Genomic DNA, 26,348 nt, shown 5'->3' with positions numbered 1-26,348 from the left:
ATGTAAATATTCGTAGAATTTAATCTGTTTTTTTCACTGGAATTAAAGAGGCAAGAATGCTTACGGCCAAAATACTTACAATTATGATAAGCGAATGTGTAGTGGTAAATCCAAGCTCATCTAGCTGATGGTGCAGAAGCATTTTCGCTCCTATAAAGGTAAGCAATACCGCTAAACCTATTTTTAAGAATCTAAATTTATCTATAATCCCTGCCAATAGGAAGAACATAGACCTAAGACCTATGATTGCAAAAATATTAGAAAAGAACACTATGTAAGGGTCTTTAGTAACAGAGAAAATAGCAGGAATACTATCTACGGCAAAGATTAAGTCGGTAAATTCTATAATGATAAGTACTAGAAATAGAGGGGTCATTTTTTTTACCCCATCTATATTTACAAAGAATTTATTTCCTACAAACTGATTATGAACTTTAAAATATTTATTAGCAAATTTTACTACAGGATGTTTTTCAGTATCTATACTTTCTTCTTCATCTTTTGATAGGAACATTTTAATCCCTGTAAATACTAGGAATGCTCCAAAAACGTACATTATCCAAGCAAACCTTTCTATAAGAGCGGCTCCTATGAAAATAAACATAAACCTCATAGCAACAGCACCTAAAATTCCCCAAAATAGAACTCTATGATAGTTCCTTTTCTCAACACCAAAAGCTGTAAATATTAGTACAATTACAAATATATTATCTACCGATAGAGCATATTCTACCACGTAGCCTGTAAGATATTCTAGTCCTAAATTTTGGTTATAAATCTGGATACTCGTTTCTAAATCATTTGGGATTATCTTTATAGGATGCCTATGTCTCTGAACAATGGTTTCTAGTTTTTTAATACTATCGATGCCGTGTAATTGATGTCCAAAACCTAACAAGATAGAGTAGAATACCATAGATAGGCAGACTACAAAAACACTCATTAGTAAGGCCTTCTTAAATGAAATACCTTCCGTTTTTTTATTTTTTGATTTGCTAAGTACTCCTAAATCTAGAGCCATAACAATCCCAATGAATATTAAAAATCCTAATAGAAATATAGTTTCGTTTGTCATAAAGCAAAGATATGAAAATAAAAAATCTTAACTAATTACAAAAGTGAAAATATGAACGTTTTTCATGAAATACACATTTGTAAGTGTTTAATGTTAGTTTCTGCAAATGGGGATAAATAGCAGTAATTACAATTAAAGTTAATTTGATAAAATACTTTATATAAAATTTATAAAATACTGATTTTTAATATTTAATAGTTTTTAATTGAATTGTATTTAATCCACAATTTTATCAACAGACATTTAGTCATATAGAAGTGTTTAAACAATTTACAAAAGTAAAATATTGTTTTTGCTTTTTTAGTATTATCTTTGTGGAAATAAAAATATTTGTTATGACAAATGTGTTTTCGTATGTTAAAAATGTAAAATTTAAAAATAGATATATTTCGCCCGAAAAATTGTTTGTTTTTCTAAAAGAGAAGTATGGGAATGTTTTAGAGCAGATAGGAACCTCTCCTATGGGGTTACCTATTTATATGATGAGTATAGGGAAAGGGAAAACCAGTGTAGTCGCTTGGAGTCAGATGCACGGTAACGAATCTACTGCAACTTTAGCTATGTTGGATTTATTAGAATCTTTAGAGCATAATCCATTTTTATCAGAACAACTTTGGCAGGATATAAGATTGGATTTTATTTGGATGCTTAATCCTGATGGTTCAGCAGTTTGGACGAGAAGAAATGCTCTGGATATAGATATTAACAGAGATTTTGTTAAAGAATCTTCTTTAGAAATGAGACTTCTAAAAGAAATCGTTTTAAATGGTGATTATCACTATGCTCTTAATTTGCATGACCAAAGGACTATTTTTACAATAGATGCGGTTCATCCTGCGACTTTATCTTTTTTAGCTCCATCAGAAAATATAGAGCGAGAAGTTACAGAAAATAGAAAGAAAAGTATGGCGGTGATTGCTGAGATTTTTAGCAAGTTATCAATAGAAATTCCAAATCAAATAGGGCGTTATTCAGATGAGTTTTACCCTACTTCTACAGGAGATAATTTTATGAAAGCAGGAATCCCTACCGTTTTGTTTGAAGGTGGGCATTTCTTTGATGATTATACTCGTGCAAATACGAGGGAATATTACACTAAGGCTCTTTACTACGCTCTGAGGGCGATGGCTGACTTAAAAGGAGAAACTGGCGGATATGAGAAGTATTTTGAGATTCCAGAAAATAGAGAAACTCATTATGATGTTATTTATAGAAATGTAAAACTAAATACTAATTTCCCTTGTGTGTTAGATGTAGCGGTACAATATAAGGAAGTCTATCATGAAGGAGATGAGGAAATTAGCTTTGTGTCTTATGTGGTAGAGGTGGGTGATTGTAGTAGAAAGAAAGGTTGGAAGGAAATAGATTGTACAGGTAAACACTTTGTGAGTGATAAGAAATATCCTAAATTAGATGCCGTTGTTAATTTCAAAGTAGAATAACTTTCTTTTTCCAAGAATAAAATGAAAGACACATTTGTACATAAGGGAAAACGAAAAATACTGGTAGAATATCTAAGAGAAAAACTGGGTATTTGTGATGAAAATGTACTATCAGCGATAGGAGCATTGCCTCGTCATTTTTTTATGGAAAGTGTTTTTGAGGATTATGCTTACGAAGATAGAGCTTTTCCTATTGCTGCACATCAGACGATTTCTCACCCTTCTACTGTGGCGGAACAAACCGAATTATTACAGGTAGAAAAAGGAGAAAAAATATTAGAAATAGGCACAGGTAGCGGCTATCAAACAGCGGTTCTTATGGTGATGGGAGCGAAAGTTTACACTATTGAAAGACAGAAAAAGCTATTTGATTTTTCTAAAAAGATGTTTAAAATTTTGGGGCTTCGTCCACATTTTCAAAGTTTTGGAGATGGTTTTTTAGGGTTGCCTACTTTTGCTCCGTTTGATAAAATTATTGTAACCTGCGGAGCTGAAACTTTGCCTGTAGAGTTATTAAAGCAACTTAAAGTAGGTGGAAAAATGGTCATTCCGCTAGGGGCTTTAGAAGAGCAGATACTTTATAGATTTACCAAAATTTCTGAAACAGAAATAGAAAAGGAAACTTTTGGAGTGTATAAGTTTGTTCCAATGTTGGGAGATACAGATGGCGTTTAAATAGGCTATCGTTGAAAAATTGAACGATGAAATTCGTGTGAGAGTTTAAAAAAACATTATCTTTGCTAAAAACCAATAAAACAATGGCAGAATATAAATTATTACTTCCTTCAATGGGAGAAGGCGTTATGGAAGCAACTATTATTTCTTGGCTATTTGACGAGGGTGACTTCGTAAACGAGGACGATAGTGTAGTGGAAATAGCAACAGACAAAGTAGATTCAGATGTACCTACTCCTGTTTCGGGGAAGATTGTTAAAATTTTAAAACAAAAAGACGAAGTAGCACAAGTAGGAGAGGCTATTGCGATATTAGAAACAGAAGGAGGAAGTGCAGTATCAGATACTACACAAGAAGCGCCAAAAGTCGTTGAAACTGTAGAAGAAGTTCCTAGTGCTGATGTTATAAAAACAATAGAAGCACCTTTAAATGAGTCTAAGGTAGAATTTTCAGGAGATTTATATTTGTCGCCTTTAGTGAAATCTATTGCTCAGGAAGAAAATATTTCAGAAGCTGAATTAAAAACTATACAAGGTACAGGTCTAGAAGGTAGAATTACCAAAGAAGATATATTAAAATATGTGGAGAATAGAGGTCAATCTTCTTCACCTGTTAAGAAACCGGAAGTACCTCAGGTGGTAGCACCTAGTAGTGCGTCTGCGGTGGCTTCTGTACCTGTAAGTACTTCTGAGGGAGATGAAGTGATACAAATGGATAGAGTTAGAAAAATTATTGCTGATTCTATGGTGCGTAGTAAGCACACGGCTCCTCATGTAAGCTCATTTATAGAGAGTGATGTTACCAATGTGGTGAAATGGAGAAATAAGTATAAGAATGTTTTCCAACAGAGAGAAGGCGAAAAGCTTACATTTATGCCTATTTTTGTAAGAGCGGTAGTGAAGGCTATTCAGGATTATCCAATGATAAATGTTTCTGTAGATGGAGACAAAATCATTAAGAAAAAAAATATCAATATAGGTATGGCAACAGCTTTACCAGACGGAAATCTTATTGTGCCTGTAATTAAAAACGCAGACCAATTATCGTTGAGTGGTTTGGCTAAAGCTATCAATGATTTGGCTCATCGTGCGAGAAACAAAAAACTAAAACCAGAAGATACTCAAGGCGCTACTTATACTATTTCTAATATTGGTTCTTTTGGCAATTTAATGGGTACACCAATTATTCCTTTGCCTCAGGTGGCTATTTTGGCAGTAGGAGCTATTGTTAAAAAACCTGCGGTACTAGAAACTCCAGAGGGCGATGTAATTGCGATTAGACAGAAAATGTTTATGAGTCACTCTTATGACCACCGTGTGGTAGATGGTTCTTTAGGTGGAATGTTCTTAAAAGCGGTTCACGATTATCTAGAGAATTGGGATTTGGATACAGAAATTTAATTGTAAAATTTTCTAAGATTAAATACTAAAAAAAGCTATCTCAAAATTGAGGTAGCTTTTTTATAAGTTAGAGTTAAATTTATATATATTTATATCTAATAATCACACAGGCTATAGACTTTTTAATATTCAGAATTACATTTGAAGATTTCTATAAAATTGTTCTTAGATGTCATTTGTGCTTTTTTATATCATTCTCTCTACTATTATCATAATAATATGGGTACATATATGAGCAATAAAGGCGCTTTCTAATCCCTTCTTCCAATATAGCCAACCAAATATTATGCCTCCAACTGAATTCCCAATAAATACATAACTTAATAATCCAAAAGAAGGGTTTTCCACGGCTTGATAGGTAATAGGGAAGTGACCAATAGCAAAAATAACCGATGCTATAATAATACCAATCCAATACACAATAGGTTGAGTTCCATTAAGTATTTTGGAAGCAATCCAAGTAACGAAAGTCATCACACCGAATCGCATTAAGATTTCTTCGGTTAGTCCGCCGTACAGAAATCTAGCAGTTAGGGTGGGTTGCAGAGTTTCTCCTAAGACTATAAATTCTTTCGGAAGCATTGGCTTAAATATAATTCCTGTAAGGCTTAATAAAACTCCTGATAGGATACCACCTAAAATACCATATTTTAGAATATTTTGGAGATTGGGGAGCTGATGACTTTTAATTTCGACTATGTGTTCAATAATGGGAACTTTTAGATTTACCTTTTGATGGAGAATAGTTCCTAGAACCACAGCAACAATGAGCATTATAGTGGGGTTTACTAATGCAAGTATTTTTATTTGTAGTGGACTAAAACTCTTACGTAGTATTACTTCTGCTTCAGGAGGTAAGGGTATTTCCATTGTGAGAATTGAAAATACCCCTATCATTCCTAAACATAATAGAATTAACCCTAATTCTATGTTCTGTTTTTTCATTTATTCAGCTTTTGAAAGTTTTTAGAAAATGGACTAATCAATACGCTGGTCTTTAATCTCATTTATAATTTCGGGGTTTAATAAAGTAGATGTGTCCCCAAAATTACTAAAATCACCTTCGGCTATTTTCCTTAAAATTCTACGCATAATCTTTCCACTTCTTGTTTTAGGTAAGGCAGATACAAACTGAATTTTATCTAACTTAGCTATAGGACCTATGGTATCTGCTATCAGATGATTGATTTCTTTTCTTAGATTTTCTTTATCTCTACTTTCTCCAGTATCTTTTAGAATCACAAAACCGTACAAGGCGTTTCCTTTAACCTCGTGAGGATAACCTACAATAGCTGACTCTGCCACGGCAGGGTGTATGTTAATACTATCTTCTATTGGTGCAGTACCTAAGTTATGTCCAGATACTATAATAACATCATCTACACGCCCTGTAATTCTGTAATAGCCTACCTCGTCTCTTAAAGCTCCATCTCCAGTAAAATATTTACCTGGGAAAGCTGAAAAATAGGTCTGTTTGTATCTCTCGTGGTCGCCCCAAATACTTCGTGCTATACCTGGCCAAGGGAATCTAATACACAAACTACCATCAACTTGGTTTGCGGTGATTTCGTTTCTCTTATCGTCCATGAGTACAGGCTGTATTCCCGGTAGAGGTAAGGTAGCATAAGTAGGCTTAGTAGGAGTGATAAAAGGAATAGGAGCAATCATAATTCCACCCGTTTCAGTTTGCCACCAAGTGTCTACAATAGGGCATTTTTTCTTACCTACATGGTCGTTGTACCAATGCCAAGCCTCGTCGTTAATGGGTTCACCTACGGAACCAATTACTCGTAAGCTAGATAAATCGTGTTTTTCTACCCAGTCCGAAGATTCCTTCGCCAAAGAACGGATAGCGGTGGGGGCAGTATAAAATTGAGTAACTTTATGTTTTTCTATAACTTCCCAAAATCGGTCAGGTTGTGGATAGGTAGGTACACCTTCGAAAATGACAGTTGTAGCCCCATTAGCTAAAGGACCATATAAAATATAGGAATGCCCTGTAATCCAACCTATATCGGCGGTACACCAATAGATGTCGTTTTCTTTGTAGTTAAATACATTTTTAAAGGTATAAGCAGCATAAACCATATAACCAGCACAGGTATGTAGCATACCTTTAGGCTTTCCCGTAGAACCTGAAGTGTAGAGGATAAAAAGAGGGTCTTCAGCATCCATAATTTGAGGAATATTGTCCACAGGAGTAGCGTTGTACAGAGGTTCTAACCAAAGGTCTCTTCCTTCTTTCATGTTGATAGAGTTATGAGTTCTTTTCACTACAAGAATTTTTTCAACAGAAGGTGTTTGCTCCATGGCTTCATCTACGATAGATTTTAAGTCTAACACTTTACTACCTCTATAACTTCCATCGGAACAGATAATCATTTTAGCTTCACAATCGTTAACTCTAGAAGCTATGGCAGAAGCTGAAAATCCTGCAAAAATAACCGAATGTATAGCTCCTATTCTAGCACAGGCTAACATAGCAACGGCTAATTCTGGAATCATAGGGAGGTAAATACATACTCTGTCTCCTTTCTGTATGCCTTGGGCTCTAAGAACATTGGCCATTTTGCCCACTCTCTCATACAAATCATTGTAGGTGATGTATTGCGTAGCTTCCTCAGGATTGTTCGGTTCCCAAATAATGGCGTTTTTATCGCCTCTTTCGGCAAGGTGTCGGTCGATACAGTTTTTGGTAATGTTGAGTTTAGCATTTTTAAACCATTTTATTTTAGCCTCATGCATATCGTACTCTACGACTTTGCTCCATCTTTGATACCAAACAAAATTTTCATCGGCTACTTTATCCCAAAACTTTTTAGGATTTTTTATAGATTTTTTATACTGCTTGAAATAGTCGGGTAGATTTTCAATAACATAATTTTTCATATACTTTACTTTTGTTAGGTTTATTATAAAATTATTTACTAATTGTGTTTATGAGTTCACTAATATAATTAAAAAATATTAAACTGTAATAAATGTAAGTGGAGCCGTTTTAACTTTAAACAAATAGAATCGCTTTTAGTATCTTTGTAGCACAGATATTTTAAGAGAGATGAATTGGGATAATTTAAAGATAAGTATTAAAACTTTTTACGGATTAGAAGAAGTTCTAACGGAAGAGGTAAAAAAGCTCGGTGGGAGAGAGGTTGAAACTAAAAATAGAGCGGTAAATTGCGTAGGCGATTTGGGGTTTCTCTATAAGATTAACTATGCCTTGCGTACAGGAGTTAAAGTTTTAGTACCTATCTTGGAGTTTAAGGCTTATAATGAGCAAAAGTTTTACGATAAATTATCTCGCTTTCCTTGGGACGAATTTATGAATTTGAACCAAACCTTTGCCATAGATGCTACGGTGCATTCGGAAAGGTTTACCCATTCCCATTTTATGACTCTTAAGATGAAAGATGCCATAGTGGATTACTTTCAGCATAAATATCATAAACGCCCAGATGTAGCTCCGAAAAACCCTGATATTAAATTCCATCTACATATTGATAGAGATATGGTGGTGATTTCTTTGGATTCTTCTGGCGACCCTCTCTTTAAAAGAGGCTACAGAAAGGAGCAAGGTGTAGCACCAATTAACGAAGTATTGGCATCTGGAATGCTACATTTGGCAGGTTGGGACGGCAAAGGTAATTTTTTAGACCCTATGTGTGGTAGTGGTACATTGCTGATAGAAGCTGCTATGATGGCAATGGATTTACCAGCTCAACTTTTTAGAAAAAAATTCGCATTCCAAAATTGGAGAAATTACGATGAAGAACTTTTTATTAAGATAAAAGAATTTAGAATCAATAGGATAAAAGAGTTTATGGGGAAAATCATAGGTTATGATATAGACCCAAAAGCTTTAGCTGTGGTAAGAACTAATATTGAAACCGCAGAGCTGGAAGATGTGATTGAACTAAAGAAACAAAATTTCTTTGAGTCAGAAAAAGAGCATTTTCCGCTTTTAATGGTATTTAATCCACCTTATGACGAGCGAATTAGTATCAATGATGAAGCATTTTACAAAAAAATAGGAGATACCTTTAAACAAAGTTATCCTAATACTTTGGCGTGGCTTATTAGTTCAGATTTAGAAGCGGTTAAAAAACTTGGGTTAAGACCTAGCCGAAAAATAAAATTATATAACGGTAAGTTGGAAACCAGATTCCTGCAATACGAAATGTATGAAGGAAGTAAAAAAGCCAAAAATCAAAACTAAATACTCTTTATTTTATGCCTAGTATTTCTATCATTATTGCTATCTATAATAGGAAAGACGAACTTTTTGAATTGTTAAATTCCCTATCTAGTCAGACGGATAAAGCGTTTGAGGTGATTGTAGTAGATGATGGTTCAGTTGTAGATTTACGACCTACAATAGCATTATTTGAGGAAATGCTGAACATTCAGTTTTTTAGGAAAGAAAACTCTGGTCCTGGTTTAACAAGAAACTACGGTGCAAGGCGTGCCACAGGCGATTGGCTGGTATTTGTAGATAGTGATGTGATTGTGGAAAATAACTATATAGAAGAAATAAAAAATAATATTTCTAAAACGTCTTGTGATGCCTTTGGTGGGGCGGATAAAGCCCATAGAGGATTTAACCTTATGCAGAAAGCCATTTCTTATTCTATGACTTCCGTTTTTACAACAGGAGGGATTAGAGGTAGTAAAAAAGCGGTATCACGATTTCAGCCGAGAAGTTTTAATATGGGTGTTAAAAAATCAGCTTTTGAGCAGGTAGGAGGTTTTTCTGAAATGCGTATAGGAGAAGACCCGGACCTGTCTATGTCGTTATGGGAGGCAGGCTGTAAAACGGCTTTTTTTGATAGTATTGGGGTGTATCATAAACGCAGAACCGATTTAGGTAAATTCTCAAAACAGGTCTATCAGTTTGGGATTGCTCGTCCTATTCTCAACCAAAGACATCCTAAATATGTAAAGCCTACTTTTTGGTTTCCTAGTTTGTTTTTGATAGGCTATATTATAGGATTTTTACATTATTTTATTTGGCATAATGGCTTATTACTCGGGCTTTACGGCTTATATACTTTTGTAGTTTGGATACACGCACTTATAAAAACTAAAAATATCAGTATTGCTATAATGGCAGTTATGGCAACCTATGTGCAAATGTTTTCGTATGGATATGGTTTTCTTAAGTCTTGGGTAAAGCTAAATGTTCTAAAACAAGACCCTAAAGAAGCGTTCCCAAGCCATTTTCATAGATTTTAATCTTCGTCTTCGTATTGCTCAAGATAGTAGGAAAAACTAAAACCATCTATCTCCTCATCAGCTTCTTCAAGGGTAGCCAAGAGGTCTTCAAAATCTTCCAGTTGCTCTACAGTCATATTTACAAATTCTAGGTGTAGAGGAAGTTCTATATCTCCACTAATGGAGTCGTAGAGAGCATCTAGATTATTTCCGAAATAATCGGGAAGAGATAATTTTTCTTTTAATTGAGAATAAAAATCTTCCTCATCGCCAATATTAAAAAAATCTATATATACAGTTTGCATAACCATTCTAAGCTTAAAAAATAATACGACAAAGGTACTAAAATTGTGTGTATTTTGGAGTTATTTAATTCAGTATAAATCAGGGGAATTTTCTGAAACCAAAGTGAAAGAACTGAATTATTTATAAAATAAATAAGTTGGACTTGATAAAAATCCAACTTATTATTTTTTATGCTCAATGTTAGAGTTATTTACTTAGCAGTAAAACTTACTTGTAAATCCATATTGTCTTTAATGACTACATCTTTCATAGTAGATTGGTAAACAATACCCCATTTTTGTCTATCAATAGAGAATTTATCCGAAGTTAAGGTAACTTCTCCTTTGTTTACATCTATTTTTGCAGGGAAAGTTACGGTATTGGTTTTGCCCTTTATAGTAAGTGCCCCTGTAATAAGGTAGTTGTAATCTGCTTTTCCTGTTTTTTTAAGAGAGGTGATTTTAAAGCTTCCCGTAGGATATTTCTCTACCTCAAAAAAATCTCCATTTTTAAGATGATTATTGAGTTTTGTTTGATACTCTCCTGTGAGGTCTGTGGCGTTGATGCTCGTCATATCCAAAAGGAAAGTACCTCCAGCTAACTGGTTATTTTTTAAAACTACAGTGCCATTTTTTACTCCTAATGTCCCATTATGAGAGGAAGCGTCGGATTTCATTACCTTATAACCCCACCAGTTAATATTGGCTTTTTCTACTTTTAGATTTTTGGTCTGAGCTGTAAGTAGCCCACCTACCATAACGAATAATAATGCTATTTTTTTCATTGTTTAATTATTTTACTAGTGCAAATATACATTTATTCTAATTCTAAATTATTGATCTATGTTAAGGAATTTAGAAATTAAGGTTCATAATATCCAATCCAATTTGTATTCCGTTTTTAGAAGGGATAAGAGCTTCATCGTTGAATATTGGAGTGAAGTCTTTTTTGATGAATAGATTAAACCCTCCGTAGCTTACACTGAATTTAGCTCCAAATAGAAACGAATTTACACCATAATCTATTTTGTTTTGGTATTTTTTGAACTTTCCGCCTTCGTTGTAATATTTCACTTTAATTAAACTTCTTAGGTTGATACCTCCGTAAGCTCCAAAGCCTATACGCCATTGTTTTTTGCTATTATCTAGATAAGATTTCCCCTTGTATTCCGTATAGCTAGGGTTCAGCACATACTGAAACTCTATAGGAAATGTAAGATAGACATGGCGAAGTTTAGAGCGCTTTAAAGAGCCTTCTTGGAATTCTGATAGTTGGAGGTGTCTATTTTCTTGTTGAAAAACCAAAGGGCGTTTTGGCATATAGGTGTCTGATCTATACGCTAATCCGTAGCGGATGAATAACGGACTGATGGTATTGCCTATTTGTCTTTCCTTTCTAGCTTGTACCTCAAAACTATGTGAGTTGCCTATACGCATATTAGAGGCTGTTTCAAACGGATTAAGGCTTCCTGCATTTTCAGTTAAGTTGAGAAAGGCGTAGGAGACAGATAGCCCAGATTTTTTAAGCAATGAAGCTGGGGTTTTCTTTTTGCTAGATCTAATATCGATGCTGTTTTTTCTTATAACGAAAAACCCTCTTATAGTATCATTTTCGGGAGAAAGTACTCTGTGTCTTACCTGTTCTTTGGTGAATTCTTCTAGAGTTTTTTTCTCTTCTTGGATTTTGGTGTTAATGCGTTGTTCGTACTTACGAGCAATTTCTGACTTTTGGTTTAAAAGGTTTTCGTGTGAAAGCTTTTTATCAGAATAAAGAACTTCCAAAGAATCTATTTCTTTATTCATAAGCTGTTTTTCTGATAGTACAATACTGTCCACCTTTTTGCTATAAGTTTTAAGCTTGTTTTCTTGGGCAGATACCATCATAGCGAATACCATGGTGCTGAACAATAAAATTTGAGTTTTCATAATGTGATAAGTTTTTAATCTAATTCTATATATTATTTTTCTTTTGAATATACTTTTACACCGAGAACTTCCACTTCTTTGGGTTCTTTAATTTCAATAGGGAACGTATTTTCTTTAGCTTCCTTTTTATCTACTTTTCCAAGTTTAGATTTACTTTCTGATTGATTTCTCTTTTCTTTGTCTATTTCTCTACCAAAGAGCAATTGGTCAGCTGTTACATAAGTTTCTTCCTTTTTTTCTTCAGATGATTTAGCTAAGATTTCAGAATTTTCTAAATCTTTAATTCTTAGGCTGTCTTTGTTTGTATGGTTATTTTTAGCAATAGCTTGATAATTATTTTTTTCTACTTTTAATTGAGGTTTAATTTCTGTTTCATTCTTTTTTTCTACGGGTAAAGTTTCTTGTGAAATAATATTTTTGGTAGTGCTTTCCACTGGTGTTTTTGTAGTGGTAGTTTGATTAGAAACAATAGCATTGCTATGTTCGGGAATGCTAGGTATATTTAATTTCCATAATAAACCTCCAAGGCTAACTAAAGCCAAAAATACAGCAGCATATCTCATTATTTTTTTGATGCTGAAAATAGGAGTCACTTTTTCGTTTGTTTCTAATTTTTCTTCTAGCTTTTCCCATAGCATAGGAGAAGGCTTTTCGGAAAGGTTTTCGTAGCTATGCTTTAAATTTTTATTTTCCATAAGATTGTTTTTGAGTGATGAATTCTTTGAGCCACTTTTTAGCTTTATTAAATTGACTTTTGCTAGTTCCTTCTTTTATATTGAGGATTTCTGCAATTTCGGAGTGTTTTTTTTCTTCAAATACATACAGGTTAAATACAAGTTTATAGCCCAATGGCATTTCTGATAACAACTCTTCTATCGGAATATCCAATAAATGATTTTGTGTTTCTGTATCTTCTGGTTCGTCTTGTAGGTCATCATTTATGTCTTTTTCTATGTATAAAATGTGCTTCTGTTTTCGTACGATGCTAATGGCTTCATTTATAACAATTCTTCTTAACCAAAAGGTGAAAAACTCTGCCCCTTTACAAGTGTCTATTTTTGTAAAAACAGTATAAAAAGCCTTTAATAAAGCATCTTCCGCATCGGATAGATTATTAGTATAAGATTTTGCTATGGCTAACATTTTACCCGAAAAAGCATCATAAACTTGCTTTTGTGCGAGTCGGTTATTTTGTTTTAATAAGTTAAAAATCTCTTTTGAAATCACGGTGATTGGTTTCTTCTATTCATAAGACGGCAAAATAATAAAAAGGTTGCCTCATCTGAAAATTAAAAATAAAAAAAGTCATCAAAATATTTTGATGACTTCTATTGGTTAAAGTAAAACTAAGAAAATATTATTTTCTCACTCTCTTTTTTGTAGTTGTTTTAGTTGCTTTTGTAGTTTCTGATTTTTGGGTAGCTTTGTAGAAATTATTGTAAGCATATTCTGCTGCTTTGTAAGTATCTATAACACCACCAGCTCTAGAAATTAAATCAAAACGATTGTTAGTATTTGAGTTAATCATAGCATTTACAGTAGATTTATTAGCTGTTTTTACTAATGACTCTATAATCTGCTCTGGAGTAAGGTTAGGCATATAAGCTAAAAGTACCGTTGCTGCGCCTGCTACTACTGGCGAAGCCATAGAAGTTCCTTGTAGATATTCGTATTTACCATCTGGAACGGTAGAGTAGATTTTATCTCCAGGAGCAAATACATCTACCATTTTACCATTATAGTTAGAGAAACCAGCTCTTAGAAACTCATTGTCATTTGTACTAGCTCCAACTACTATCATATTGTTTATGAAAGGTTTTTCATCAGTTGGTTTGTAGAAGTTAGTAGGGTAGTACACATTTTCTTCTATATTTTCGTTATCATTACCTGCAGCTTTTACAAGGAGTACTCCTTTTTCTTGAGCATATTTAAAGGCGTCCCAAACATATTTCTTACCTGGAGAAACAGGTTTCCCAAAGCTCATATTTAAGATTTTAGCTCCATTATCTACAGCGTATCTAATAGCATTAGCCACATCTTTATCTCTTTCGTCTCCGTCTGGTACCGCTCTTACGGTCATTATCTTAGCTACTTTAGATGCTACACCATACTGCACTTCTTTACCATGAGGATATCCAGCAATAATACCAGCCACGTGAGTTCCGTGCTGAGCATCTGGACCTTCGTAATGGTTGTTACCGTAGTATTTTTCAGAATAGTCTTCGTAGTTATCTCCTACGATTTCTTGTCTTGTATCAAAATCTAGATTATATTGCTTGGTGGCCTGCGTTTCAAAATGCTTTAAAGCATCGTTAATCTCTTTGCTTAAAGTTTCTTCTACTTCTTTAGAAGTTTTGCCTTGCATTTCTTTAGATGCTGCCATTTGGTTGAGTATCTGTAAATACATTGCTTCCTCTTGAGAAGTAGGTTTTATAGTAGCTAAATTTTCTGCAGTTAAAGTTTTATCTCCTAGAACTTTAGCAATGGCAGAAATTCTAGATTTAAACTGAGAGTAATATTGGAAACTTTGTTGAGCTTCAATTCCTTTTTTATTGAAAATCTCTTTGGATTTCATATACATTTCAAACTCTTCAGGCATTTGAGCTTGATTAGCTTTGTTTTTAGAAGAGTCATCGCCTTCAAAGATAGGCTTGTATTTCTTAACCACTCTAGTTACTTCTAGGTTATCTACATCTACATCGGCTGTCTTTCCTCCCATAAAATTCCAACCGTGGATATCGTCTATGTAGCCATTACCATCATCATCTATCCCATTATTAGGAACTTCATTAGGGTTTTTCCACATATTTTTTGCCAATCCTGGGTGGTCTACTTCTACGCCACTATCTAATACACCTACAACCACAGTTTTAGGCTTTAAACCTTTAGATTCTAAAAATTTATAGGCATTGTTAGTATTTACTCCATAAACATTAGTTGTGGAGAAATCTTTGTGATACCAAGTTTCTGCGTCTTTATCTCTTTTTTCTTGTGCTAAAGTTAAATTCAGTCCTGCTAGAAATAAAGCAGCAATCATTATTTTCTTCATTATTTTTTATTTTTTTAGACTTTAATATAATACCGACTTTCAAGTATTATACCATTTTATTTTTTTAGTTTAACATTTCTGATATAAGTTGTGGCTTCTGGACCAATGTTACAGATTAAATCTAAAATAGATAAATCTTCTAAAAAGCCCAACTTATCAGAAAAGGTTTGATAATATTCGTTTACTTCATAAGAAGTAGGCTGCTTGGCAGAAAAACAGTCTCTATAATCTTCTCCTTCAATTTCTTTCTCGTAGCTTTCGGAAAGTTGAAAGGTTTTATCTGTCTTTAAAATATTTTGAATTATATCTAAAGCCTTTAAATTAAAATCTTTTAAATAAGTTTCTTTAGATTGAAATATTTTTTCCAGCTTTGACTCATAAAACTCAAAATAAGGCGAAGTTTGGTAAGCTATTTTTATAGATTTCCAATGTAGACTCTGCCAATTTTCGTCATAGGAAATCTCCAAATCTTTCAACGCTCTTTTTCCATTATGCTTTATCGGAATGCTAAGGGATAGTTTACCATTAGCACCGTAAATGTTAGCTCTATTTCTGTAGGTTTGTTTTGGGAAGTTTTCGTATTGTTCTAGAATTATAGGTTCTTCCGACAAAAACTCTGACCACCAAGAAATAGGAGGGAGGTAAAACAAAGGTAATAGTTTCATCTAGTCGTCTTTTTTCTTTTTGAATAATTTAGAAATATACTCCCAACCGAAAAATAATCCAAGAATGATAGCGGCTATCCACCAATAAGAAGTTTTGTTAGCTTCTCCTGTATTAGTAGCTTTAAACATTCTGTCCCATCTTATTTTTTTAGGTCCTTCATCAAAGACACCTTGCAGACTCATCCAAGTAAACATTGGTTTTCCTACGATGTATTCTTCTGGCACAAATCCGAAAAATCTTGCGTCTAATGAAGCATCACGGTTATCCCCCATCATAAAGTAATAATCTTGTTTGATGGTGTACTCATTGGCTTCTTTACCATTGATGTAGATTTTTCCGTTTTTGTTTTCTAGTTTATTGTGTTCATATTTAGAAATAATCCATTGGTATTCAGGAAGTGTTTCTTGATTGATTTTTACTACATCTCCTTTTTTAGGAATTCTAATAGGTCCGTACCAATCCTGATTCCAATCTTTATTGATTGGGAAAATGGTATTAGTCGTATCAATTTTAGTCTGTTGAGGATTAAGGTAAGAAATTGTTTTTTCACCTTTTTCAGAAAGTATTTCTTCCGCTTTTACAAATTCAGGAAGTTGTTTAATATCTGCTAACAACTTATCTGTAAGCCCTTGGAAATGGTAAACATAACCATCTGCAGTAGCTCCTTCCTGTAAAGGTAAATATCCCAAACGATTCCAAAGTTGATTAACATCTATCTGTTGAGAAGTATATACAAGATAAGAAACTTGATTTTCTTGGTCGCCTAAAATAACCTCTGGCTTACCATTGATGAAAAGTCTCCCTTTTCTAACCTCTAAAACATCACCGCCTACAGCCACACACCTTTTCACATAGGCATCTTTTCTGTCTATAGCGGTATGTACAGAGTCTTGCGGATAATTAAATACCACAATATCGTTACGTTCTACTTTCTCCCAACCAGGTAGTCTAAAATAAGGTAGTTTAACGGCTTCTACATAAGACTTAGGGTCGTCCTTTGGATTTTTAGGCTCTCCTGTATCCATTATTGTTCCTTGCAAAAATGGTATAGCTAAAGGTCTCATAGGCATTCTATAGCCGTAGTTGAGTTTATTAACAAACAAGAAATCTCCCACCAATAAAGTACGCTCCATAGACCCTGTAGGAATGCCAAATGGCTGAGTAATAAAAGTATGTATTACCGTAGCAAACACCGCAGCGAAAGTAATAGACCCTAAGAAAGATTCTTTTTTCTCTTCCTTTTCTTCTCCACTTAGATAGAAGGTGTCTTTTTCTTCAATTTCAGTTTTAGGGTTGTAATTAACCGTTGCCATATAGATAAACGGTAATACTACTGTAAGAATTTGACTTACAATATCTGTTTTCCCAAATTTCTTCATAAGATGTAAGTGAAAAACAGACATCATAATAGGACCTACAATAGGGAAGTAGGATAATACAACCCACCATTTCGGCTGTTCGGTTTCTTTTAAAACTATAAAGTAGTTATAAAATGGTATAAAAGCAAAAACAGGATTGTATCCCATTTTCTTAAACAGTTTCCATGTAGAAATACCCATTAGTACAGAAAGAATGAGTACAAAAACGGTATATTTTAATATATAATCCATTGGTTTATTTTTTATTGAATTTAATCGTTATTTATTGAAATAGAACATCTTTCATACTGAAGTTTCCTTGCTTGCCTACAATCCATTCGGAAGCAATTACAGCTCCTAGAGCAAATCCGTTTCGGTTAAAAGCGGTATGTTTTATTTCAATTTCATCAACTTCGGAACGATAGAATACACTGTGAGTACCAGGTACTTCGTCTTCTCTTATGGCTGTAATGCCTAAGGCTTTATCTTTAGTTTCATCTAACTTCCAACTATCAAAATCAGTATGTTTTATAATGCCTTCTGCTAGAGTAATTGCCGTTCCGCTAGGAGCATCTTTTTTGTGAGTGTGATGAATTTCCTCTAACTGACAACCATATTCTCCAAAGTTATTCATTAGTTGAGCTAGCCTTTCATTTAATTCAAAAAACAGATTAACTCCAAGACTAAAGTTAGACCCATATAAAAATGCAGTTTTGTTAGCTTCTGCTATTTTTTCTATTTCAGGCTTTCTTTCTAACCACCCTGTTGTACCACAAACCACAGGAATATTAAGTTCAAGACAAGTTTTGATATTTTCAAAAGCGACTTCTGGATTAGAAAATTCTATTACCACATCGGGCTGATTAAGATTTTCTAGGGTAGGAGATTCATTAAGCCTAGCAACCACTTGATGTCCTCTTTTGGTAGCTATTTGGTCTATAATTTTCCCCATTTTACCATATCCTACTAGTGCAATTTTCATAAGTTTTGTTTTTTTAAAATCTATAATTGAGTGAAAACCCTAATTTTCCGTTTTGTAAGCCCCATTGGTCACTGAGTAGAGTAGGAGCAATGGCTAAATCTGGGTCGTTTCTTTGTTCGTGTAAATGAGCGTCCACAACGGCATCAATAATATTGAGCAAATAAATTCCTGCCGAAATGGCGATGGCATAATCTCTTTGGCGTTTCATTCGGTCTTGTGTATTTCCAAGAACGGTAGCATCTACACCGCTAATGCCAGAAAATTCGTGTGGCTGATTGTTAAGCTCTGCTACAAAAGCTTTTCGGTAGCGTTCATAATTGTTTTGATTCCAAATGGCAATGCCCACGCTGGTACCTACAGCACCCCATACAATAGGGATTTTCCAATATTTTTTGTTATAATACTGCCCTAAACCTGGTAATACCGCAGAATAAAGCCCTGCAAGTGTGGGATTGTAAGTTTTGAGAATAGGTTTATTAGCATTAGCTTTTTCTATTTCTTGTACTACTTCAGTCTCTGTTTTAGAAATACCAAGAGTATCTACATTAGTGTTCTGAGCTAACCCTAGCGAAATGAATAGTAAAGCTAAAAAACTAAAAACTTTAGACATTAATTTATTTTTCAAAAGCATTTAAAATTCGTTCTAGCTCTTCTTCATTATTGAAATCAAAAACTATTTTTCCTTTCTTTCCGTTGGCAGAGGCTTTGATATCTACCTTGATTTCTAGCAAATCAGAAAGTGATTTTTGAGTTCTTTTTAAATGATTAGGAAGCTCTCTTTCTACTTTATTTTTTTTCTCTTTAGGATTTTTTAGTCCAGATGCTACGGCTTCCGCTTGGCGGACATTAAGCTGTTCTTTGATAATTTTATCAAATAGCTCTTGTTGTAGCTTTTCGTCTTGAAGGCTTATGATGGCTCTTCCGTGTCCTGCTGAAATTGCTCCTGTTCTAATAGCTCCTTGTACTTCTGGGCTTAGTCTTAGAAGTCGGATATAATTAGTAATCGTACTTCTTTCTTTACCAATACGCTGACTTAGATTTTCCTGTGTCATACCTATTTCCTCAAGCAACCTTTGGTAAGTTAAAGCAATTTCAATAGCATCTAAATCTTCTCTTTGGATATTTTCCACAAGAGCCATTTCTAGGAGCTCTTGGTCGTTTACCAAACGAATGTAGGCAGGGATAGTTTTTAATCCTGCTATTTGGGACGCACGATATCTTCGTTCCCCTGAAATAATTTCAAATCTAGCACCGTCTTTTCTAAGCGTGATAGGTTGTATTACCCCTAGGTTTTTAATAGATTGTGCTAATTGATTAAGAGCATCTTCGTCAAAGTAAGTTCTAGGCTGGTTAGGGTTGGGGTAAATATCCTCTATGTTAATCTCTACGATACTTCCCATAATCTGCTTAGCACCTTCGTCTGTAGCAGTGTTTATGGTTGCCTTTTTTTCAGCATTCAATATCGCTCCTAAACCTCGCCCCATAGCTCTTTTTTTATCTTTCATTTAATAATGATTTAGATTTAATGTTTTTAGTTTGATACTTTTTCTTCATTTTTAAGTAAAACTTCCTCAGCAAGTTGTATGTACTGTATTGCACCTTTACTCTCGGCATCGTACATTAGGATACTTTCTCCAAAACTAGGTGCTTCACTAAGTCTTACATTACGATTGATAACGGTTTCAAAAACCATATCAGGGAAATGGGTGTTTACCTCTTCTACCACTTGGTTGGACAGCCTAAGTCTACCATCGTACATTGTTAAAAGAAGCCCTTCTATATCCAAATTAGGGTTATGTATATTTTGTACATTTTTGATGGTATTAAGTAGTTTACCTAAACCTTCTAGTGCATAATACTCACACTGTATAGGAATAATAACAGAGTCTGCGGAAGTAAGTGCATTAACTGTGATAAGACCTAAGCTAGGAGCACAATCTATAATGATGTAGTCATAATCGTCCTTTACTTCTTCTAGAGCTTGTTTTAGCATGTACTCTCTGTTGTCTCTATCTACAAGTTCTATCTCTGCAGCAACCAAATCTATGTGAGACGGAATGATGTCTAAATTAGGAGAGCTAGTTGGTACAATACATTCTTTCGCGGTAACGCTATGTTCCAAAAGATTGTAAGTAGAATATTGCACTTCCTCTATGCCTAGCCCAGAAGTGGCATTAGCCTGAGGGTCTGCATCTATAATCAAAACTTTTTTCTCCAAAACGCCTAATGCCGCAGCCAAATTAACGGAAGTTGTAGTTTTCCCTACACCACCTTTCTGATTAGCAACACCTATTATTTTACCCATATTTTTGATTTAAGTCCCAAAAATACAATTTTTTTAATGCAGTCTCAATTTTCAAAATATAAAAATATGTTAATTTGTTTGTAATGAATGCTTTAAACTTATAAAAAATTATCCACAATTTTAAGGTAATTGTGGATAATTAATTGGTCAAAAATTGTAATTATTTATCATTCAAACTTTATAGATACAGGAATTTTGAAGTAAGAACGCACTGCCTCTCCTTTAATTTTAGCTGGAGTCCATTTACCTCTGACAGATTTTATGGCTTTTTCTGCTTCCTTATTAAACATATTGTTTTGCCCCTCCGCTTTTACATTGGTAATAGTACCATCTTTTTCTACCACAAATGTTACCATTGCCTTTACAAGACCTTCCTCTCCAACCATTGCTTCATAATCAAAATTCTCACCTACTTTAGCTCTAAAAGAATCTATACCTCCCATAAATACAGCATCTTCGTCCACTACGGTTTCTATAACATTATTGGGTTTAACTACTTCTGGCGCTACATTATTAGTGGCAGCTCCATTTCCAATGTTAGGTTTGGTAGGTGCAATACTAGTGGTAGAAATAATTCCTTCTTTATTTTCAAAACCAGATGCAGCTGTTTGTAGAGTTTTAATACTTGGTAAAGGTGTTTCTATAGGCGGATTAGCCGTAGGTGTAGGAACACGAGTATCCACTGTTTTAACTTCTACCGTTTTTTCGACTTTCTTAACCGATTGTACTTTGGGTACGATGGGTTTAACTATTTTATCCTCTTTTATTACAGGGGCAATAGGTTTTAGCTCTATTTCTACGCCTTTATTGGTAGTAATATGTACTTTTTTTGTTTGCAAATAAGCATAGGTCCCTCCAATGAAAACCCCGAATAAAGCCACTCCTGAAAATAAAGCTTTTTTAAGATAATAATCAGCTTCTGCTCTAAGAGAATAGGCTCCATAGGCTTTATTTCTACCTGCAAATAAGAGCTCATCTAGAGCTTTCTGTTCGTTTTGATTTTGTGAAAAAGTTATCATTTGTCATAAAATTTAAAATTAATACTAAATAAATCTACAAATGATTATTAGTTTTGAGGCTTTTTGCAAAAAGTAATTTGTCGCAATCAATTTTCTTGCCAAAATTAATTTTAAATATGTAAAATGATATTCTTAAAAGTATATTTTAGATGTAAATAAACATATCTTACTATCTATTGATACCTCTGATGTTCTTTATTCTTTGAGAATTTCTGTATTATAGGTTTAAAGAAAGCTTTATACTTTTCAGCATCTAAAATTTGCGAATCCGTAAGTGCTTTTACAGTAAACCATATACCTAGAGGAGCTAGTATTAAGTTTGGTAGCCACGCTGCTAAATAAGGGTCGAGTTTCCCTTTCCAAGATAGATTTTCAACGGTTAAGTTAAGAACATAAAAAATAATGAATATGACAATCGCAATAACCACAGGAAAGCCAATGCCTCCTTTTCTTATGATAGAACCCAAGCTAGAACCTATTAAAAAGAAAATAATACAAGTTATGGAGAATGAAAGTATCCTCTGCTGATACATAATCATCTTGCTACGTTGTTTAAGCATTTCGTATAACTCAGGGTCTTTATTGCTTTTTTTGTCCTCTTTAAGAGTGTTTATTTTTTTATATGCATTGTAAAGAATTTCTATTTTCTTCTCTTTTTTTAGAGTATCAATTTTAAAAGGTTGTGTAGCTTTTTTATTTTTTGATTTATCTAGGTAATTGACATAAAAATTATTCTGAGCTACTAGCTCGTTACTAATATTATCAAACCTAGTCTTTTGCTCTTTTTCTAGCTGAGCTATAGAACCATTGATGTCTAGATAGGTTTGGAATTGATAATTTTCGGTAATTTTTTCTTCTTCTATGGCTTTGTTTATAAATTCACTTACATCAAAATGGGTTACTAAACTATCGAATTTTATACTTTTGTTAGGTTGTTTAGTCCTTTCATTATAATTGTAGCTAGTATTTTCATCTTCATAAACATAGCCTTTATATAAGATGAGTTTTAGATAGTTTCTGTTTTGTGCAGGTACAAACTTCCCTTTAGGGGCAATAATAGTTTGCTGTGGATTGTTTCCATTTACTTCTTTATGGATGATAATACCTTCTAAATTCTCGCCATTTTCTCCAGAAATTTTATCAAATTTTACAGATGCTCCAGGTATTACTCCGATAAACTGACCTGCAGTAAAGTTGAGTGCAGGTTTAGTGGCTGCAATATTGTAAAGCATATTTTTGGCTTTTCTATTAAAGTCTGGAATAACATTGTTAGAAAAGATAAATAAAATGATGGAGAGTAGTGTTACAACAAATATGAGCGGACGCATAATTCTAAATAATGAGATGCCTGCCGCTTTCATTGCTGCGAGTTCGTAGCGTTCACCAAATGCACCAAAGGTCATTATGGAAGAAAGGAGTACCGTAAGAGGGAGTACCATATTAACTACGCTAACACCCATATAGAACAAGAGTTTGCTTATTTCAAAAGGGGAAAGCCCTTTGCCTGTAAACTGTGAAAGTTTAATCCAAATGATGTTAACTAAGAAAATAAAAAACAATACGCTGAATATGAACAAAAAAGGTCCAAAAAAAGTTTTAATAATATAGCGGTCTAGTTTTTTCAGCATATCTTGTATGATTACAAAATCAATTTAAAAGCCACAAAGATAAAACCTCTGTGGCAATTTTTATAGTTTTTAATGATAATTTTTAACACCTACTCTTTATAAAACTGAAAAGTATTGTCTAGAAAACTAACAACTATATTAAAGCTTAAAGTTCAGTAATAAGATAGTTTTGATATTTTGATTTATTAAAACTAAAAGTATCAGCACTTAAGTTTTGATTACTTTTAAAATCTTTAATATCAATCACAGCAATATCATTATCTTTGGATTGCTGTTCTAGTTTTAAAAGTTCTTTTTTACCAGCATCTACAAAAAGATAAACATATTTTATTTCACTTTGTTTAGTGGGTTTCATTCTTACCAAATCAGCTACCTTACCTGTACTGATTTTCTTTTTGCCTAGATACTCAATATCGTAGCCTTTTTTGTAATCGTCTAGATAGCTCATAGGGGAAAACATTGCTGTATCGTTGTTGAGCATAGCGATGGTAACCTCTTGGTCTTCATCACTGATATTGTAAACTTTTTTTCCGTCAAATATCTGCTCGGTTCCCATTATTTTTAGTTTATATTGAGAGCCATTAGAATAGAAAATACCTGTCTCAGCTTTCTGAACTTTATTCTTACCAGAACCGTATGAAAATTTAAAGTAGGTATTCTTTTTTGATTTATAATTAGCCGATACACCATCTAGAAGAGCTTTCGCCTTTGCATCAACTTTTTGAGCTGATAGGTAAGAAATAGCTCCTAGAGATAGGGCAACTAATCCTGTTTTTTTTAGTATAGATTTCATAGATTGTTTTTTTAATTTCGTCTCATTGATTCCAAAAACTGTTCCAATGATGTTAAATCTTGAATGAGGACTTCCCTTGCTTTAGAACCATTAAAGCTACCTAAAATACCTGCTGCTTCTAACTGGTCTACAATTCTACCAGCTCTGTTGTATCCTAATTTAAGCTGTCTTTGTAGCATGGAAGTAGAACCTTGTTGTGTAGAAACTACAATTCTTGCTGCTTCTTCGAAGAGGGCATCTTTTTCATTAGGGTCAAAATCGCTACCAGAACCACCATTATCTTCCCCACTATACTCTGGTAGTTCGTAAGCTCCAGGGTAGCCTTTTTGTTCGCCTATAAAATCAGCTATTTTCTCAACTTCAGGTGTATCTATAAAGGCACATTGTACACGGATAATATCATTACCATTGGTGTAGAGCATATCTCCTTTGCCTATTAGTTGGTCAGCACCAGTAGCGTCTAATATCGTTCTAGAATCTACACTTGCATTTACTCGGAAAGATACTCTAGCAGGGAAATTTGCCTTTATCATACCAGTGATAACATTTACCGATGGTCTTTGGGTTGCAATAATCAAATGAATCCCAACCGCACGAGCTAGCTGTGCTAGACGAGCAATAGGGTGTTCTACCTCTTTACCTGCTGTCATAATAAGGTCAGCAAACTCATCTACTACTAAAACGATATAAGGTAAATAACGATGCCCGTTTTCTGGATTTAGTTTTCTTTCAGTGAACTTTTTATTGTATTCCTTAAGGTTTCTACAGAAAGCATTTTTAAGTAAATCGTATCTGTTGTCCATCTCAATACACAGAGAGTTAAGTGTATTGATAACCTTAGAATTATCTGTAAGTATAGCTTCTTCTGTATCAGGTAGTTTGGCTAAATAGTGTCTTTCTATTTTAGAATAGAGTGAGAGTTCCACTTTTTTAGGGTCTACCAATACTAGTTTAAGTTCGCTAGGGTGTTTTTTATAAAGCAAAGACGCTAATATCGCATTGATTCCTACGGATTTACCTTGTCCTGTAGCTCCTGCCATTAGAAGGTGTGGCATTTTGGCTAAATCTGCCATAAAGACCTCGTTAGAAATGGTTTTACCAAATACAATAGGCAAATCCATATCTGTGGTTTGGAACTTTTGAGAAGCAATTACCGAACGCATAGATACCATAGACGCATTTTTTCTAGGTACTTCTATACCTATCGTCCCTTTGCCAGGCATAGGTGCAATAATACGAATCCCTAAAGCCGAAAGGTTAAGAGCTATATCATCTTGTAATTTTTTAATAGATGCTACTCTTGTACCTACTTCTGGTACTATTTCGTAGAGAGTAACGGTAGGACCGATGGTTGCTTTTATCTGTGCGATACCTACATTAAAGTTCTTCAGAAGTCCTACAATTTTATTTTTGTTTTCTTCTAGTTCTTCTTTATTGATGGTGATTTCTTCATTACCATAGTCGGCTAGTAGCTCAATACTAGGCATTTGGAATTTAGCTAATTCTAGCCTATGGTCATAAAGTCCGTGTTTTTTTACTAATTCGCTAGCGACATCTTCACTTTCTATAACTTCCACAGGAGCTACTTTCTCTATGCTGAAATCAATGTCATCATTATTTGAAATATCTTCCTTTGGGGTTGATTCTAAAGAAACTTCTACGATATTTTCCTTTTTAGTTTCCGAAGTTTTGTTAGGTGTCGCAATGATTTCGGCTGTAGATTGAGGCTCTAAATCAAAATTGATATTATCAAAGGAGATATTTTCCTTTTTAGTAGGAATTTCTATTTTGGGAGTAGAGATAATATTATAGGTTGGTTCTTCTTTAACTAAATTATCTGCATCAGAGTCTAAATCTGTGGTATCCTCAGTAGAGGTGTCTTCATCGTCTTCTTCATCTTGAAAACCTGTTTTAACTTTAATATTTTCCAAAGTAGAAGTCGCTTTATCGTTAAGACGGTCAAACTTAGCTTTAATAACGCTCGGACGAAGATTAAACTCCAAAACAAAGTACAAAGCAATACTGGTAATAAGGATAAGCCAAAGCCCAAAATCTCCGATGAATACACTTAGATAATCATATATTTGGAAACCATATACACCACTTAAAACACCTTCGCCTTTGGTAATAGCTCCAATAAAAATAGGTAACCAACAAATAAAAAATAACGAATGAGAGAATGCTTTTAAAGGTTTAAAGTACTTCTTTTTAAGAACTAAAGTTCCTAGCATAAAGATTAAGAAAGCAATAATAAAGGCACTTATTCCAAAACTTTCAAAGATAAATAGATTCCCTAGCCAATCTCCGAATTTCCCTATAAAATTAGAAGATTTTACAGATTTGTCCGTAAGCATTCCTGCTTGGCTTTGGTCAGACTTCCAACTTCCCAAATAAGAAATGAAAGAAAGAACTAAGATGGCAGAAATTAAAATTAAACTTACGCCTATAATAATACGCCCTTTGGATAAGGTTTTACTAGGAGTTTTTATATCTTGTTTTGGATTCATACTCTAAAAATTATAAGAATTGCAAATT

Annotated in this window: 24 protein-coding genes; 5 read left to right on the top strand and 19 right to left on the bottom strand. The window is 33.9% G+C overall.

Going from position 1 to position 26,348, the window contains the following annotated elements; all coding sequences use genetic code 11:
• Window positions 1-19: 19 nt before the first annotated feature.
• Window positions 20-1,075, bottom strand: coding sequence for a TerC/Alx family metal homeostasis membrane protein (locus GXW81_RS05440; protein WP_161531521.1), 1,056 nt, complete (start codon window positions 1,073-1,075; stop codon window positions 20-22).
• A 335-nt stretch (window positions 1,076-1,410) separates the two neighbouring features.
• Between GXW81_RS05440 and GXW81_RS05435 the strand changes: the two genes are divergently transcribed.
• The 3 genes from GXW81_RS05435 to GXW81_RS05425 all read left to right on the top strand — a co-directional run bounded on the left by GXW81_RS05435 (window position 1,411) and on the right by GXW81_RS05425 (window position 4,592).
• Complete coding sequence (locus tag GXW81_RS05435) at window positions 1,411-2,517, top strand: M14 family zinc carboxypeptidase (protein ID WP_161531520.1); 1,107 nt, start codon at window positions 1,411-1,413, stop codon at window positions 2,515-2,517.
• 21 nt (window positions 2,518-2,538) lie between these two features.
• On the top strand, window positions 2,539-3,192 hold the full coding sequence (locus GXW81_RS05430) for a protein-L-isoaspartate(D-aspartate) O-methyltransferase (RefSeq protein WP_161531519.1): 654 nt from the start codon (window positions 2,539-2,541) through the stop codon (window positions 3,190-3,192).
• Between the two features lie 83 nt (window positions 3,193-3,275).
• On the top strand, window positions 3,276-4,592 hold the full coding sequence (locus GXW81_RS05425) for a dihydrolipoamide acetyltransferase family protein (protein WP_161531518.1): 1,317 nt from the start codon (window positions 3,276-3,278) through the stop codon (window positions 4,590-4,592).
• 186 nt (window positions 4,593-4,778) lie between these two features.
• Here GXW81_RS05425 and GXW81_RS05420 read toward each other — a convergent pair whose 3' ends face one another.
• Both GXW81_RS05420 and acs read right to left on the bottom strand, forming a co-directional pair.
• Complete coding sequence (locus GXW81_RS05420) at window positions 4,779-5,537, bottom strand: CPBP family intramembrane glutamic endopeptidase (protein WP_161531517.1); 759 nt, start codon at window positions 5,535-5,537, stop codon at window positions 4,779-4,781.
• 33 nt (window positions 5,538-5,570) lie between these two features.
• Window positions 5,571-7,481: an acetate--CoA ligase gene (acs, locus tag GXW81_RS05415; protein WP_161531516.1), complete on the bottom strand. Its 1,911-nt coding sequence runs from the start codon at window positions 7,479-7,481 to the stop codon at window positions 5,571-5,573.
• A gap of 169 nt (window positions 7,482-7,650) precedes the next feature.
• Between acs and GXW81_RS05410 the strand changes: the two genes are divergently transcribed.
• Window positions 7,651-8,808 carry a class I SAM-dependent RNA methyltransferase gene (locus tag GXW81_RS05410; RefSeq protein ID WP_161531515.1) on the top strand — a complete coding sequence of 386 codons (1,158 nt, stop codon included), beginning with the start codon at window positions 7,651-7,653 and terminating at the stop codon, window positions 8,806-8,808.
• A gap of 14 nt (window positions 8,809-8,822) precedes the next feature.
• Window positions 8,823-9,824, top strand: a complete 1,002-nt coding sequence (locus tag GXW81_RS05405) for a glycosyltransferase family 2 protein (protein WP_161531514.1) — start codon at window positions 8,823-8,825, stop codon at window positions 9,822-9,824.
• Here the strand turns inward: GXW81_RS05405 and GXW81_RS05400 are convergent.
• The 16 genes from GXW81_RS05400 to GXW81_RS05325 form a co-directional block, all read right to left on the bottom strand.
• A complete protein-coding gene (locus GXW81_RS05400; RefSeq protein WP_161531513.1) occupies window positions 9,821-10,108 on the bottom strand; it encodes a barstar family protein in 288 nt (95 codons plus the stop codon). The two genes, GXW81_RS05405 and GXW81_RS05400, sit on opposite strands and share 4 nt — an antisense overlap.
• 191 nt (window positions 10,109-10,299) lie before the next feature.
• On the bottom strand, window positions 10,300-10,872 hold the full coding sequence (locus GXW81_RS05395; RefSeq protein WP_161531512.1) for a YceI family protein: 573 nt from the start codon (window positions 10,870-10,872) through the stop codon (window positions 10,300-10,302).
• 70 nt (window positions 10,873-10,942) lie between these two features.
• On the bottom strand, window positions 10,943-12,013 hold the full coding sequence (locus tag GXW81_RS05390) for a PorT family protein (protein ID WP_161531511.1): 1,071 nt from the start codon (window positions 12,011-12,013) through the stop codon (window positions 10,943-10,945).
• A 32-nt stretch (window positions 12,014-12,045) separates the two neighbouring features.
• Entirely contained in the window at window positions 12,046-12,708 is a 663-nt protein-coding gene (locus tag GXW81_RS05385) for a hypothetical protein (RefSeq protein ID WP_161531510.1), read from the bottom strand.
• Window positions 12,698-13,240 carry an RNA polymerase sigma factor gene (locus GXW81_RS05380; RefSeq protein ID WP_161531509.1) on the bottom strand — a complete coding sequence of 181 codons (543 nt, stop codon included), beginning with the start codon at window positions 13,238-13,240 and terminating at the stop codon, window positions 12,698-12,700. The genes GXW81_RS05385 and GXW81_RS05380 overlap by 11 nt, the downstream gene beginning before the upstream one ends.
• A 130-nt stretch (window positions 13,241-13,370) precedes the next feature.
• On the bottom strand, window positions 13,371-15,062 hold the full coding sequence (locus GXW81_RS05375; RefSeq protein WP_161531508.1) for a S8 family serine peptidase: 1,692 nt from the start codon (window positions 15,060-15,062) through the stop codon (window positions 13,371-13,373).
• Between the two features lie 56 nt (window positions 15,063-15,118).
• Window positions 15,119-15,727 carry a WbqC family protein gene (locus GXW81_RS05370; RefSeq protein ID WP_161531507.1) on the bottom strand — a complete coding sequence of 203 codons (609 nt, stop codon included), beginning with the start codon at window positions 15,725-15,727 and terminating at the stop codon, window positions 15,119-15,121.
• Complete coding sequence (lepB, locus tag GXW81_RS05365; protein ID WP_161531506.1) at window positions 15,728-17,338, bottom strand: signal peptidase I; 1,611 nt, start codon at window positions 17,336-17,338, stop codon at window positions 15,728-15,730.
• A 31-nt stretch (window positions 17,339-17,369) separates the two neighbouring features.
• A complete protein-coding gene (gene dapB / locus GXW81_RS05360) occupies window positions 17,370-18,068 on the bottom strand; it encodes a 4-hydroxy-tetrahydrodipicolinate reductase (protein ID WP_161531505.1) in 699 nt (232 codons plus the stop codon).
• A gap of 13 nt (window positions 18,069-18,081) precedes the next feature.
• Entirely contained in the window at window positions 18,082-18,678 is a 597-nt protein-coding gene (locus GXW81_RS05355; RefSeq protein ID WP_161531504.1) for a DUF5683 domain-containing protein, read from the bottom strand.
• 4 nt (window positions 18,679-18,682) lie between these two features.
• Complete coding sequence (locus GXW81_RS05350; RefSeq protein WP_161531503.1) at window positions 18,683-19,573, bottom strand: ParB/RepB/Spo0J family partition protein; 891 nt, start codon at window positions 19,571-19,573, stop codon at window positions 18,683-18,685.
• A 26-nt stretch (window positions 19,574-19,599) separates the two neighbouring features.
• The gene (locus GXW81_RS05345) at window positions 19,600-20,373 is read right to left on the bottom strand and encodes a ParA family protein (protein WP_004919110.1); all 774 of its coding nucleotides are present in this window, start codon (window positions 20,371-20,373) and stop codon (window positions 19,600-19,602) included.
• Window positions 20,374-20,540: 167 nt separating this feature from the next.
• A complete protein-coding gene (locus GXW81_RS05340) occupies window positions 20,541-21,392 on the bottom strand; it encodes an energy transducer TonB (RefSeq protein WP_161531502.1) in 852 nt (283 codons plus the stop codon).
• Between the two features lie 173 nt (window positions 21,393-21,565).
• Window positions 21,566-23,020, bottom strand: a complete 1,455-nt coding sequence (locus tag GXW81_RS05335) for an LptF/LptG family permease (protein ID WP_161531501.1) — start codon at window positions 23,018-23,020, stop codon at window positions 21,566-21,568.
• A 145-nt stretch (window positions 23,021-23,165) separates the two neighbouring features.
• Entirely contained in the window at window positions 23,166-23,813 is a 648-nt protein-coding gene (locus GXW81_RS05330) for an outer membrane lipoprotein carrier protein LolA (protein ID WP_161531500.1), read from the bottom strand.
• Between the two features lie 11 nt (window positions 23,814-23,824).
• A complete protein-coding gene (locus tag GXW81_RS05325; RefSeq protein WP_161531499.1) occupies window positions 23,825-26,320 on the bottom strand; it encodes a DNA translocase FtsK in 2,496 nt (831 codons plus the stop codon).
• Window positions 26,321-26,348 lie beyond the last annotated feature (28 nt).

Source organism: Riemerella anatipestifer, assembly GCF_009932355.1.
Lineage (GTDB): Bacteria > Bacteroidota > Bacteroidia > Flavobacteriales > Weeksellaceae > Riemerella > Riemerella anatipestifer_E.
This window is presented reverse-complemented; position numbering and strand designations above follow the sequence as displayed.

Coding starts and splice junctions, on each gene's coding strand:
- GXW81_RS05410 (WP_161531515.1), top strand. CDS start 7,651: ATGAATTGGGATAATTTAAAGATAAGTATTAAAACTTTTTACGGATTA.
- dapB (WP_161531505.1), bottom strand. CDS start 18,068: ATGAAAATTGCACTAGTAGGATATGGTAAAATGGGGAAAATTATAGAC.
- GXW81_RS05425 (WP_161531518.1), top strand. CDS start 3,276: ATGGCAGAATATAAATTATTACTTCCTTCAATGGGAGAAGGCGTTATG.
- GXW81_RS05335 (WP_161531501.1), bottom strand. CDS start 23,020: ATGCTGAAAAAACTAGACCGCTATATTATTAAAACTTTTTTTGGACCT.
- GXW81_RS05340 (WP_161531502.1), bottom strand. CDS start 21,392: ATGATAACTTTTTCACAAAATCAAAACGAACAGAAAGCTCTAGATGAG.
- GXW81_RS05350 (WP_161531503.1), bottom strand. CDS start 19,573: ATGAAAGATAAAAAAAGAGCTATGGGGCGAGGTTTAGGAGCGATATTG.
- GXW81_RS05420 (WP_161531517.1), bottom strand. CDS start 5,537: ATGAAAAAACAGAACATAGAATTAGGGTTAATTCTATTATGTTTAGGA.
- GXW81_RS05375 (WP_161531508.1), bottom strand. CDS start 15,062: ATGAAGAAAATAATGATTGCTGCTTTATTTCTAGCAGGACTGAATTTA.
- GXW81_RS05345 (WP_004919110.1), bottom strand. CDS start 20,373: ATGGGTAAAATAATAGGTGTTGCTAATCAGAAAGGTGGTGTAGGGAAA.
- GXW81_RS05405 (WP_161531514.1), top strand. CDS start 8,823: ATGCCTAGTATTTCTATCATTATTGCTATCTATAATAGGAAAGACGAA.
- GXW81_RS05435 (WP_161531520.1), top strand. CDS start 1,411: ATGACAAATGTGTTTTCGTATGTTAAAAATGTAAAATTTAAAAATAGA.
- GXW81_RS05325 (WP_161531499.1), bottom strand. CDS start 26,320: ATGAATCCAAAACAAGATATAAAAACTCCTAGTAAAACCTTATCCAAA.
- GXW81_RS05430 (WP_161531519.1), top strand. CDS start 2,539: ATGAAAGACACATTTGTACATAAGGGAAAACGAAAAATACTGGTAGAA.
- GXW81_RS05330 (WP_161531500.1), bottom strand. CDS start 23,813: ATGAAATCTATACTAAAAAAAACAGGATTAGTTGCCCTATCTCTAGGA.
- lepB (WP_161531506.1), bottom strand. CDS start 17,338: ATGGATTATATATTAAAATATACCGTTTTTGTACTCATTCTTTCTGTA.
- GXW81_RS05385 (WP_161531510.1), bottom strand. CDS start 12,708: ATGGAAAATAAAAATTTAAAGCATAGCTACGAAAACCTTTCCGAAAAG.
- GXW81_RS05390 (WP_161531511.1), bottom strand. CDS start 12,013: ATGAAAACTCAAATTTTATTGTTCAGCACCATGGTATTCGCTATGATG.
- GXW81_RS05395 (WP_161531512.1), bottom strand. CDS start 10,872: ATGAAAAAAATAGCATTATTATTCGTTATGGTAGGTGGGCTACTTACA.
- GXW81_RS05440 (WP_161531521.1), bottom strand. CDS start 1,075: ATGACAAACGAAACTATATTTCTATTAGGATTTTTAATATTCATTGGG.
- GXW81_RS05355 (WP_161531504.1), bottom strand. CDS start 18,678: ATGTCTAAAGTTTTTAGTTTTTTAGCTTTACTATTCATTTCGCTAGGG.
- GXW81_RS05370 (WP_161531507.1), bottom strand. CDS start 15,727: ATGAAACTATTACCTTTGTTTTACCTCCCTCCTATTTCTTGGTGGTCA.
- acs (WP_161531516.1), bottom strand. CDS start 7,481: ATGAAAAATTATGTTATTGAAAATCTACCCGACTATTTCAAGCAGTAT.
- GXW81_RS05400 (WP_161531513.1), bottom strand. CDS start 10,108: ATGCAAACTGTATATATAGATTTTTTTAATATTGGCGATGAGGAAGAT.